The 11500-nt window shown below is 71.6% G+C and carries 9 protein-coding genes; all 9 read left to right on the top strand.

What is annotated here, in order from left to right:
- Nucleotides 1–452 precede the first annotated feature (452 nt).
- The 9 genes from ACFXPL_RS36260 (at nt 453) to ACFXPL_RS36220 (ending at nt 11435) form a co-directional block, all read left to right on the top strand.
- Nucleotides 453–1583: a helix-turn-helix domain-containing protein gene (locus tag ACFXPL_RS36260; protein WP_384927436.1), complete on the top strand. Its 1131-nt coding sequence runs from the start codon at nt 453–455 to the stop codon at nt 1581–1583.
- Between the two features lie 232 nt (nt 1584–1815).
- On the top strand, nt 1816–2805 hold the full coding sequence (locus ACFXPL_RS36255; protein WP_384927435.1) for a malate dehydrogenase: 990 nt from the start codon (nt 1816–1818) through the stop codon (nt 2803–2805).
- 108 nt (nt 2806–2913) lie between these two features.
- Complete coding sequence (locus ACFXPL_RS36250) at nt 2914–3159, top strand: helix-turn-helix transcriptional regulator (RefSeq protein WP_384927434.1); 246 nt, start codon at nt 2914–2916, stop codon at nt 3157–3159.
- Entirely contained in the window at nt 3159–3686 is a 528-nt protein-coding gene (locus ACFXPL_RS36245) for a hypothetical protein (RefSeq protein ID WP_384927433.1), read from the top strand. The genes ACFXPL_RS36250 and ACFXPL_RS36245 overlap by 1 nt, the downstream gene beginning before the upstream one ends.
- Before the next feature lie 152 nt (nt 3687–3838).
- The gene (locus tag ACFXPL_RS36240; protein WP_384927432.1) at nt 3839–5371 is read left to right on the top strand and encodes an aldehyde dehydrogenase family protein; all 1533 of its coding nucleotides are present in this window, start codon (nt 3839–3841) and stop codon (nt 5369–5371) included.
- Nucleotides 5372–5532: 161 nt separating this feature from the next.
- On the top strand, nt 5533–7188 hold the full coding sequence (locus ACFXPL_RS36235) for a GMC family oxidoreductase (protein WP_384927431.1): 1656 nt from the start codon (nt 5533–5535) through the stop codon (nt 7186–7188).
- A complete protein-coding gene (locus tag ACFXPL_RS36230) occupies nt 7185–8399 on the top strand; it encodes a glycine betaine/L-proline ABC transporter ATP-binding protein (protein WP_384927430.1) in 1215 nt (404 codons plus the stop codon). Before ACFXPL_RS36235 ends, ACFXPL_RS36230 begins: the two co-directional genes overlap by 4 nt.
- Nucleotides 8396–10456, top strand: coding sequence for an ABC transporter permease (locus tag ACFXPL_RS36225; protein ID WP_384927429.1), 2061 nt, complete (start codon nt 8396–8398; stop codon nt 10454–10456). Before ACFXPL_RS36230 ends, ACFXPL_RS36225 begins: the two co-directional genes overlap by 4 nt.
- Before the next feature lie 16 nt (nt 10457–10472).
- Entirely contained in the window at nt 10473–11435 is a 963-nt protein-coding gene (locus ACFXPL_RS36220; protein WP_384927437.1) for an ABC transporter substrate-binding protein, read from the top strand.
- Nucleotides 11436–11500 lie beyond the last annotated feature (65 nt).

Here is an 11500-nt window from a genome sequence, read left to right as displayed (position 1 = left end):
CCGGCTGCACCCCCTCCCGGCCACGGTGCGCAGGGGGTAGGGGGGGGGGCCCGGCCCCCCGGTCCCCCCGTGGGTGCGGGCGGCCCGTCCTCCCCGAGGAGGACGGGCCGCCGGTGTTCATGTGGAAGCGTTCCCAGGATTCTTCGTTGGCGCGTGTGACGCGGAAGTGACCATTCCGCCATGGTGTGATCAATGCGCAACGGATGGGAGACTGGGGCGGTGTTCGGGCCGGGGCGCGCGTCGACGCGCGTGCGCGGCCCCGAATGCTCCCGTGCGCGGCGCGCCCAGGGCCTGGCATCCTGGGCCGGGTGCGCCTTACACGGCGGTCCACGGCAGGGGGAAAAGCCGGGGGACGGGCCGGGTGGCTGCGGCGCGGGGAGCAAGGCAGCGCGGGGGAGCAGGCACAGCGCGGGGCTCATCAGGCACGTGCGGGGGGACAAGGGGGAGGCGGAATGCCTCGTTGGAAGGCGCTACCGGAAGGGCTCGACCCGGAGGTCAGCGAGTTCACCAGCCAGTTGCGCAGGCTCGTCGACCGCAGCGGTCTGAGCATCGCCGCCGTGGCCGACAGAACCGGCTACAGCAAGACGTCGTGGGAGCGTTATCTGAGCGGGCGGTTGCTCCCGCCCAAGGGCGCGGTCGTCGCGCTGGCCGAGGTCACCGGCACGCATCAGATCCATCTGACCACGATGTGGGAGCTGGCGGAGCGGGCCTGGAGCCGTTCCGAGATGCGCCACGACATGACCATGGAAGCGATCCGTATCTCCCAGGCACGGACAGCACTTGCCGAATCCGGCAAGAATCCTGTCGTCGACGCGGGTGACGCCACGGGCGGCGGCGCGGCGGCGGCCGGGCGCGGACGTGGCACCGTACCCCCGCGGGGAACGCACGGCGCGTCAGCGACGCCCGGAAGGCACAGCGCGCACGCGGCGCAAGGGGCACCGCTCTCCTCCCCGCCCGGCCCCGGAACCGGCTCGCGATCCGGCGGCAAGAACGGTAAGAGCGGCAAGGGCGTCAAGGGCGGCAAGGGCGGCCGGCGCAAGGCGACGGTCTTCGTGTCCGGTGTCGCCGGTGCGCTGGTGGTGGTCGCCGCCGCCTTCGCGCTCACCGACCTCGGTGGTGACGGCGACGGCAAGGCGGTCGCCCAGCCCCCCTCGCCCAAGCCGTCCACCAGCGCACCGGTGCTGCCCGAAGGCGTGAAGTGCGCCGGTGACGCGTGCGCCGGCAAGGACCCGGAAGACATGGGCTGCGGCGGCCAGTTCACCGAGACCGTCGCCAGTGCCACGGTCGGTGCGGCGCTGGTCGAGGTCCGCTACAGCAAGACCTGCGCCGCCGCCTGGGCGCGGATCACGCAGGCGGCCCTCGGCGACGAGATACGGATCGCCGCGGCGAAGGATCAGGACCAAGGCACAGGTCAGGACCAAGGCGCAGGTCAGGGCCAGGACCCGAGCAACGGCCAGAGCGGTTCGGTGAAGACCGGCACCAACGGGTACACCGCGATGTTCGCGGCGCCGGACGCGGCGAGCGTCAAGGCGTGCGCGACGCTCACCACCGGCGAGAAGGGCTGCACCACGCCCCAGCGGTAGCGGCGGAACCCGCACGGCCACCGGGCGATCCGTACGGGTCGTGAGCCGCGCCACAAAGGGGGCGTGGGTGCGGGCCGTCCCCGGTCGGATAGCCTGGCCGCCGGATATCTCTTCACGTCAAGATTCGGACGGCGGGCGGTCGAACACCGGCCCGCGTGCGGAGCGGCGCTGCGGAGATGTCCCGCATCAGGGGCAGGGACCCCCACCGCCAGACTGTCTTACGGAGACCGCCATGACCCGCACTCCCGTGAATGTCACCGTCACCGGCGCGGCCGGCCAGATCGGTTACGCGCTGCTCTTCCGCATCGCCTCCGGCCAGCTCCTCGGCTCGGACGTGCCGGTCAAGCTGCGTCTCCTTGAGATCCCTCAGGGCCTCAAGGCCGCCGAGGGCACCGCGATGGAGCTGGACGACTGCGCCTTCCCGCTGCTCAGCGGCATCGAGATCACCGACGACCCGAACGTCGCCTTCGACGGAGCGAACGTCGCCCTGCTGGTCGGCGCCCGCCCCCGTACGAAGGGCATGGAGCGCGGTGACCTGCTCTCCGCCAACGGCGGCATCTTCAAGCCGCAGGGCAAGGCGATCAACGACCACGCGGCCGACGACATCAAGGTCCTCGTCGTGGGCAACCCGGCCAACACCAACGCGCTGATCGCGCAGGCCGCCGCCCCGGACGTACCGCGCGAGCGCTTCACCGCGATGACGCGCCTCGACCACAACCGCGCCATCTCGCAGCTGGCCGCCAAGACCGGCGCCGCCGTCTCCGACATCAAGCGGCTGACGATCTGGGGCAACCACTCCGCCACGCAGTACCCGGACATCTTCCACGCGGAGATCGCCGGCAAGAACGCCGCCGAGGCCGTCAACGACGAGGCGTGGCTGGCCGACACCTTCATCCCGACCGTCGCCAAGCGTGGCGCGGCGATCATCGAGGCCCGTGGCGCGTCCTCGGCCGCGTCCGCCGCCAACGCGGCCATCGACCACGTCCACACCTGGGTCAACGGCACCGCCGACGGCGACTGGACCTCGATGGGCATCCCGTCGGACGGTTCGTACGGTGTGCCGGAGGGCCTGATCTCCTCCTTCCCCGTCACCACCAAGGGCGGCGTGTACGAGATCGTCCAGGGCCTGGACATCAACGACTTCTCGCGCGCCCGGATCGACGCCTCGGTCAAGGAGCTGGCGGAGGAGCGCGACGCCGTGCGCGAGCTCGGCCTGCTCTGACCGAACCCGCACCCCCCGCTTCACAGAGGCCCCGTACCGCCGGACCATCACCGGCCGTACGGGGCCTTTGCGTTGCCAACCCGCTCATGAATGTAGTACTTCTTATACATGAGCGAGCAGGTGCACAACAGGTTGGCCGTGGTGAGAGCTGAACGGAAAGTGTCCCGTCAGCAGTTGGCCGAGGCAGTGGGAGCCCACTACCAGACCGTCGGCTACATCGAGCGCGGGCAGTACAACCCCAGCCTCGACCTGGCCCTGAGGATCGCGGAGTACTTCAGCCTCCCCATGGAGGCGCTGTTCTCCCTCGAACCTTTCAGCCCGCTCACGCACGAGGTCTACGGGAGGAAGCAGTGATGACCGCACGAGAGACACCGGAGCCCTCGGCGCCGACGGCGTACGACCGGCGCATGTACGCGCTGATGAACCGGGACGGGGCCGGGCCGTTCCACGCGACGGCCGCCCGCAGAAAGCTGGTCGTCGGCGCCCATGTCGCGCTGACCGTGCTCATGATCGGCTCCTGGGGCGCGGCACAGGCCATGGACCGGACCTGGCCGCTCCTCGTGATGATCGGGCTGCTCCTGCCCTGGTGCCTGGCGACCGGGGTGCTCAACGGCGCCACGCACGGGCTGCTGGAGCTGCGCGGCCGGATGCTGGACGAGCGGCAGCGCGCCGAGCGCGACCTGGTCAGGGCGCGCGCCCACGGGATCACCCTCCGTGTGCTGCTGGGGGGCGCCCTCGTCTTCGTCGTCCTGCACGCGCTCGGGGACAGGGACGTGACGGTGTCGCTGTCGTATGCCCTGGTCGTGGCCGTGATCGTGCACTGGCTGACGCCGCTGTGGCTGGCGGGCCTCCGGGTCCGCGACGAGCCCGCCGACGACTGACCACGACGTCGGCGTACGGCGTGAGGGCCGTCGGCGTACGGCGTGGCCGAAAGAGGCACGGAAAGAGACACAGCGCACTTTCGGTCACGCCGCACGCATGCTTTCCACCCCCCTGGGCAGATGCCTGAATCGCCAGTTGTCGCTGGTGAGGAATGTTCCGGGAATGGAAGGCAATACGCGAAGTGTCGGCACAACAGACGATTCATGTGGACGGAAAATGGCGTGAAGCCGCGTCCGGCGCCACGCGGGACATCCTCGACCCCGCCGACGCGACGGTGCTCGCCGTCGTGTCCGAAGGCGGGACCCAGGACACCGACGCCGCGGTGGCCGCCGCGCGCACCGCCTTCGACCACGGCCCCTGGCCGCGTACCCCGGTCGCGGAGCGGGCCGGGCTGCTGCGCAGGACCGCCGACCTGCTGATACGCAACCGCGAGAAGATAGCGCTGCTGGAGAGCAGGGACTCGGGCAAGACCCTCGAAGAGGGGCGCGTCGACGTCGACTGTGTCGCGGACGCCTTCCGCTACTTCGCGGACCTGGTGATGAACGAAAGCGGCGGCCGGGTCGTCGACGCCGGCTCGGACACCGTCCACAGTGTGGTCGTCCACGAGCCCGTCGGGGTCTGCGCGCTGATCACGCCCTGGAACTACCCGCTGCTCCAGGCGAGCTGGAAGATCGCTCCGGCGCTCGCCGCGGGCAACACCTTCGTGATCAAGCCGAGCGAGGTCACCCCGCTCTCCACGGTCGACCTCATCGACCTGCTCGCCGAGGCGGGCCTGCCGCCCGGCGTCGCCAACCTCGTGACCGGTGCGGGCGACCCGGTCGGCGCCCGCCTCTCCGCCCACCCCGACGTGGACCTCGTCTCGTTCACCGGCGGCCTCAGCAGCGGTACGAAGGTGATGCAGGCGGCGGCACCCGGGGTGAAGAAGGTCGCCCTCGAACTCGGCGGCAAGAACCCGAACGTCGTCTTCGCGGACGCGTGCGCCACCGTCGAGGGCTTCGACACCGCCGTCGACCAGGCGCTGAACGCCGCGTTCATCCACAGCGGCCAGGTCTGCTCCGCCGGTTCCCGCCTGATCATCGAGGAGTCGCTGCGCGAGCGCTTCGTCGCGGAGCTGGCCCGCCGCGCCGGCCGGATCCGGCTCGGCCGGGGCACCGAGGACGGCGTGGAGTGCGGCCCGCTCGTCTCCGCGCAGCAGCTCGCCAAGACCGAGGAGTACGTGGCCTCCGCGCTCGCCGAGGGCGCCGTCCTGCGCTCCGGTGGCAAGCGCCCCGAGCCGTCCGGGGTACGGCCCGACGGCGGCTACTTCTACGAGCCGACCGTCCTCGACCAGTGCCACCGCGAGATGCGCGTCGTACGGGAAGAGGTCTTCGGCCCCGTCCTGACGGTCGAGACCTTCCGTACGGAGGACGAGGCCGTCGCCCTCGCCAACGACACCGAGTACGGGCTCGCGGGCGGCGTGTGGAGCGCGGACGCGGGGCGCGCGCGGCGCATGGCCGGCCGGCTGCGGCACGGCACCGTATGGATCAACGACTTCCACCCGTACCTGCCGCAGGCCGAGTGGGGCGGATTCGGCAAGTCCGGCATCGGGCGCGAGCTGGGACCGGCGGGGCTCGCCGAGTACCGCGAGGCCAAGCACGTGTACCAGAACCTCGCACCGAGCCCGGTCCGCTGGTTCAAGGGCTGACGCCCGGGGGGGCCTTGAGGGACCCGTACGCGTACCTCCTCAAGGCCCCCGGAACAGCCTCCGCAGCAGCCCCAGGACCGGCACCGGTACCGCGCGGGACCAGCACCGGAACAGCGCCGCAAGAACCTCGTACGACCCTCCAGCAGAGGAGCAGACCACGCATGGGCATGACGGACAGGGTGGGCAGCACGGCGCGGGCGGCGGACCCGGCGCGGACGACGGACCCGGCGGGGGCGCCATCCCCGGCGTCCGGGGCCGCCCCGGTCGCCCCTGCCGCGCCGGTCACGTACGACTACGTCGTCGTCGGAGGCGGTACGGCGGGCTCGGTGATCGCCTCGCGGCTCACCGAGAACCCCGGCGTCACCGTCGCCGTCATCGAGGGCGGCCCCTCCGACGTCGACCGCGAGGACGTACTGACCCTGCGCCGCTGGATGGGCCTGCTGGGCGGTGAGCTGGACTACGACTACCCGACGACCGAGCAGCCGCGCGGCAACTCCCACATCCGGCACAGCCGGGCCCGGGTGCTGGGCGGCTGCTCCTCGCACAACACGCTCATCGCGTTCAAGCCGCTGCCCTCCGACTGGGACGAGTGGGCGGCGGCGGGCGCCGAGGGCTGGGACGCGGGCTCCATGGACCCGTACTTCCCCCGGCTGCGCAACAACGTCGTACCGGTCGACGAGCGGGACCGCAACGCCATCGCCCGCGACTTCGTCGACGCGGCGCAGGCGGCCCTGGGCGTCCCGCGCGTCGAAGGCTTCAACAAGAAGCCCTTCCACGAAGGCGTCGGCTTCTTCGACCTCGCCTACCACCCGGAGGACAACAAGCGCTCCTCCGCCTCCGTCGCCTACCTCCACCCCTTCCTCGACCGGCCCAATCTCCATCTGCTGCTGGAGACCTGGGCGTACAAGCTGGAGCTGTCGGGGACCCGCGCCACCGGCGTACGGGTACGGACGGCGGACGGCGAGGAGAAGCTGATCGAGGCACGCGCCGAGGTCATCGTCTGCGCGGGCGCCGTCGACACACCCCGGCTGCTGCTGCACTCCGGTATCGGCCCGCGCGCCGACCTGGAGAAGCTCGGCATCCCCGTCGTCCACGATCTGCCGGGCGTCGGCGAGAACCTGCTCGACCACCCCGAATCGGTGATCGTCTGGGAGACCGACGGGCCGATCCCGGAGAACTCGGCGATGGACTCCGACGCGGGGCTGTTCGTCCGGCGCGACCCGGAGGCCGGGGGCCCCGACCTGATGTTCCACTTCTACCAGATCCCCTTCACCGACAACCCCGAGCGGCTCGGGTACGAACGCCCCGAGCACGGCGTGTCGATGACACCGAACATCCCCAAGCCGCGCAGCCGCGGCCGGCTCTACCTCACGAGCCCGGACCCCGAGGTCAAACCCGCCCTGGACTTCCGCTACTTCACGGACGAGGACGACTACGACGGCCGCACGCTCGTCGACGGCATCAGGATCGCGCGCCGGGTCGCCGCCGCCGAGCCGCTGTCGGCCTGGCTGAAGCGCGAGGTCGCGCCGGGCCCGGAGATCACCTCCGACGAGGAACTGAGCGAGTACGCCCGTAAGTGCGCCCACACCGTGTACCACCCCGCCGGCACCTGCCGGATGGGTGCCGCCACCGATGAACAGGCTGTCGTCGCGCCCGATCTGAGGATCCGGGGACTCCAATCCATCCGTATCGCCGACGCGTCCGTCTTCCCGACGATGCCCGCGGTGAATCCGATGATCGGGGTCCTCATGGTCGGGGAGAAGTGCGCGGAACTGCTCATGGGGGCAGCCGACAAGGAGAAAGGGCTGATCCGATGAGCGAACTCGACCGCGAAGGAACCACCACGGAGGGCGGGAGCCGTACCGACCGGCCGCCGGTCTTCGCCGTACGCGACCTGTGGAAGGTCTTCGGCCCGCAGGCCACCCGTATACCCGCCGATCCGGAACTCGCCGCGCTCACCCCGGCCGAGCTGCGCGAACGCACCGGCTGTACCGCCGCGGTGCGCGATGTCTCCTTCGACGTGCGCAAGGGCGAGGTCTTCGTCGTCATGGGCCTGTCGGGCTCCGGCAAGTCCACCCTCGTACGCTGTCTGACCCGGCTCATCGAGCCGACGTCCGGCGAGATCGCCATCGACGGCGAGGACGTCCTGTCGATGGACACGTCCCGGCTGCGCGCCCTGCGCCGGCACCGGGCCGCCATGGTCTTCCAGCACTTCGGCCTGCTGCCGCACCGCTCCGTGCTCGACAACGTCGCCTACGGCCTGGAGATCCAGGGCATGGGCCGCGCCGAGCGCCGCGAGAAGGCCGCCGAGGTCGTCTCCAAGGTCGGCCTCGACGGTCTGGAGGACCGCAGGCCAGGACAGCTCTCCGGCGGCCAGCAGCAGCGCGTCGGACTGGCCCGCGCGCTCGCCGTCGACCCTCAGGTACTCCTCTTCGACGAGCCGTTCAGCGCGCTCGACCCGCTGATCCGCCGCGAGATGCAGGAAGAGGTCATCCGGCTGCACCGGGAGGAGGGCCGCACGATGGTCTTCATCACCCACGACCTCAACGAGGCGCTGCGCCTCGGCGACCGTATCGCGCTGATGCGCGACGGCCGGATCGTGCAGCTCGGCACGCCCGAGGAGATCGTCGGGCAGCCGGCCGACGCGTACGTACGGGACTTCGTCCGCGACGTACCGCGCGAGCAGGTCATCACCGTACGGGCGGCCATGCGGCCCGCTGTCCCGGGCGACACCGGCGCGAACGCGGGCCCCGCGCTCGCGCCGACCGCGACCGTCTCCGAGGCGATCGAGGCCGTGGCGCGCTCCGGCGCCGCCACGGCGCGGGTGGTCGACGGGGGCAGTCTCCTCGGCGTCGTCGACCACGCGTGCCTGCTCGGGGTGGTCGCCGGAGTCGACGGTACGGCCGCGGCTTCCGGTACGGACGCTGCCGCCAGTGCTTCCGGTGCCGCCAGCGCTTCCGGTACCGCCGGTTCCTCCGGTACCGACGCGGCGGCGCGACCGGAGAACGGAGAGGCGGCCCTGCGATGACCGCCGCCACGGGCACGACCGCCCGCACCGGATCCGCCACCGGCCCCCAAGGGTCCCCCGGGGGCCCTGGAACCCCGGGAACGCCGGGGGCTTCGACCGGGACGGCCACCGGCCTCTCCGCCGCGCTGCGACGCCGCCCCGCACTCGGCAAACTCCTGCTGCTCGCGGTGTTCGCCGCCGTCCTCGTCCCGCTCGCCCTCACCCGCTGGCCCGGCACCGTCTGGCCCGACGCGCTCACCGTCGACCTCTCCGCCCCGCTCGGCGACGCCAGCGACTGGATCATCGACAACCGCGACAGCCACCCGCTCTTCCTCTACTTCTTCGGCTACCTCAGCAACGCCGTCGTCCTCTCCGTACGCGGCGTCTACCTGCTGCTGCTCGCCATGGGCTGGGCCGGGGTCACCGCCGCGGCCGGCCTGATCGCCTGGCGCGTCGCGGGGCTGCGCCTCGCGCTCACCGCCGCCGCCTCCGTCGCCCTGTGCGGGGTGCTCGGCATGTGGGTGCCGACGATGCAGACGCTCTCGCTGATGATCGTCGCCGTCGCGGCGTCCGTGGTGGTCGGCGCGCTCCTCGGCCTCGCCGCCGGACTCTCCGAGCGGCTGCACCGCGCGCTGCGCCCCGTACTCGACACCATGCAGGTGCTGCCCGCCTTCGCCTATCTGCTGCCCGTCGTGCTGATCTTCGGCATCGGCGTGCCCGCGGCGGTCCTCGCGACCGTCGTCTACGCGGCCCCGCCGATGGCCCGGCTCACCGCGCTCGGCCTGCGCGACGCCGACGGCGGCGTGATGGAAGCCGTCACCTCGCTCGGCGCGACGGCCAAGCAGCGGCTGCTGACCGCGCGGCTGCCGCTCGCCCGCAAACAGCTTCTCCTCGGCCTCAACCAGACGATCATGATGGCGCTGTCGATGGCCGTCATCGCGTCCGTGATCGGCGCCGGGGGACTCGGCGACCGGGTCTACCAGGCGCTGGCCTCGGTCGACGTCGGCGCGGCGCTCGCCGCCGGGCTGCCGATCGTGCTGCTCGCCGTGGTCCTCGACCGTACGACCGCCGCGGCGGGCTCCGGCCTCGACCGGCCCCCCGCGTCGTCGGCGGCGGACCGGTTCCGCACGGGGTGGCGCGGCTGGGCCGCCGTGGTCGTGGCCGCCGCCCTCGTCGCGCTCGCCGGACGTCTCGTGGGCCGGCTCGACTGGCCCGAGAGCTGGTCCCTCAACATCGCCGAGCCCGTCAACACCGCCGTCGACTGGATGATCGCGCACCTCTACTCCGGGGTCCCCGTCATCGGCGGCACCGCCGACTGGGCCGGCCACTTCACCACCTGGGTGCTCGACCCGCTGCGCGGCGGGCTCCAGGCGCTGCCCTGGTGGGCGCTGCTGCTGATCGTCGCCGCGCTCGCCCTGCTCATCGGCACCTGGCAGACGGCGCTCACCGCCGTCCTCGCCCTGGCCGCCATCGGCGTACTCGGCGTCTGGAAGCCGTCGCTGGACACGCTCTCCCAGGTGCTCGCCGCCGTCGCCGTCACCCTGGTCATCGGCTTCGCCACCGGGATCGCGGCGGCCCGCAGCGCCCGCTTCGAAGCGCTGCTGCGGCCCGTCCTGGACGTCTTCCAGACCCTGCCGCAGTTCGTCTACCTGATCCCCGTGGTCGCGCTCTTCGGCGTCGGCCGGGCGCCGGCGGTCGCCGCGGCCGTCGTCTACGCGCTGCCCGCCGTCGTCCGCATCACCACCCAGGGGCTCCGCCAGGTCGACCCGGCGGCGCTGGAGTCCGCGCGCTCCCTCGGCGCGACCGGCGCACAGCAACTCCGCCAGGTCCAACTGCCCCTCGCCGGACCCGCGCTGCGCCTCGCGCTCAACCAGGGCGTGGTCCTCGTCCTCGCCGTCGTCATCATCGGCGGCCTGGTCGGCGGCGGTGCGCTCGGTTACGACGTGGTGTTCGGCCTGGCCCAGGGAGACCTGGCGACCGGCCTGGTCGCGGGCGCGGCCATCGTCTGCCTCGGCCTGATGCTGGACCGGGTGACCCAGCCCACGGAACGCCGTGGCGGAGACAGGAAGGGGGCCTGACATGGCACACATCCGTATGCGTGTACGTACGGCCGGGGCCCTCGCCTCGGCGACCGCCCTGCTGGCCGTCACCGGCTGCGGCGCGGCCGACATGACCCAGCAGGCGTCGCCGTACGCCAACGCGCAGGGCTCGAAGACCGTCACCCTCTCCACACAGTCGTGGGTCGGGGCGCAGGCCAACGTGGCCGTGGCGACGTATCTGCTCGAACACGAGCTGGGCTACCGCGTGGACACCGTCCAGGTCGACGAGGTCCCCGCGTGGGACGCCCTCAGCCAGGGCCGGGTCGACGCGATCCTGGAGGACTGGGGCCACCCGGAACAGGAACAGCGGTACGTCAAGGACAAGAAGACGATCACCCCGGGCGGCGGGCTCGGGGTCACCGGCCACATCGGCTGGTTCGTCCCCACGTACTTCGCGAAGCAGCACCCGGACGTGACCGACTGGCGGAACCTCAACAAGTACGCGGACCAGTTCCGCACCCCGGAGAGCGGCGGCAAGGGCCAACTGCTGGACGGCTCGCCGTCGTACGTCACCAACGACAAGGCGCTGGTGACCAATCTGAAGCTGGACTACCAGGTCGTCTTCGCGGGCTCCGAGGCGGCGCAGATCACCCAGATGAAGCAGTTCGCCAAGGAGAAGAAGCCCTTCCTCACCTACTGGTACACGCCGCAGTGGCTGTTCCAGAAGGTCCCGATGACGGAGGTCAAGCTCCCGGAGTACAAGGAGGGCTGCGACGCCGACGCGAAGAAGGTCGCCTGCGCCTATCCGCACACCCCGCTCCAGAAGTACCTGAACGCGGACTTCGCGAAGAAGGGCGGCGGCGCGGCGACGCTGCTGAAGAACTTCCACTGGACGACCGAGGCGCAGAACGAGGTCGCCCTGATGATCGCGGATCAGAAGCTCACGCCGGAGAAGGCGGCGGAGAAGTGGGTCAAGGCGAACGGGCCGACGTGGAAGAAGTGGCTCCCGAAGAAGTGACGGTGTGAGCGGTACGCCGCCAGATCCGCGACCGCGTCCACATCGACAACAACGAGCTCCTCAAC

This window comes from Streptomyces sp. NPDC059092 (genome assembly GCF_042756365.1).
GTDB lineage: Bacteria > Actinomycetota > Actinomycetes > Streptomycetales > Streptomycetaceae > Streptomyces.
This window is presented reverse-complemented; position numbering and strand designations above follow the sequence as displayed.

Coding starts and splice junctions, on each gene's coding strand:
- ACFXPL_RS36260 (WP_384927436.1), top strand. CDS start 453: ATGCCTCGTTGGAAGGCGCTACCGGAAGGGCTCGACCCGGAGGTCAGC.
- ACFXPL_RS36235 (WP_384927431.1), top strand. CDS start 5,533: ATGGGCATGACGGACAGGGTGGGCAGCACGGCGCGGGCGGCGGACCCG.
- ACFXPL_RS36220 (WP_384927437.1), top strand. CDS start 10,473: ATGCGTGTACGTACGGCCGGGGCCCTCGCCTCGGCGACCGCCCTGCTG.
- ACFXPL_RS36240 (WP_384927432.1), top strand. CDS start 3,839: ATGTTCCGGGAATGGAAGGCAATACGCGAAGTGTCGGCACAACAGACG.
- ACFXPL_RS36225 (WP_384927429.1), top strand. CDS start 8,396: ATGACCGCCGCCACGGGCACGACCGCCCGCACCGGATCCGCCACCGGC.
- ACFXPL_RS36255 (WP_384927435.1), top strand. CDS start 1,816: ATGACCCGCACTCCCGTGAATGTCACCGTCACCGGCGCGGCCGGCCAG.
- ACFXPL_RS36230 (WP_384927430.1), top strand. CDS start 7,185: ATGAGCGAACTCGACCGCGAAGGAACCACCACGGAGGGCGGGAGCCGT.
- ACFXPL_RS36250 (WP_384927434.1), top strand. CDS start 2,914: ATGAGCGAGCAGGTGCACAACAGGTTGGCCGTGGTGAGAGCTGAACGG.
- ACFXPL_RS36245 (WP_384927433.1), top strand. CDS start 3,159: ATGACCGCACGAGAGACACCGGAGCCCTCGGCGCCGACGGCGTACGAC.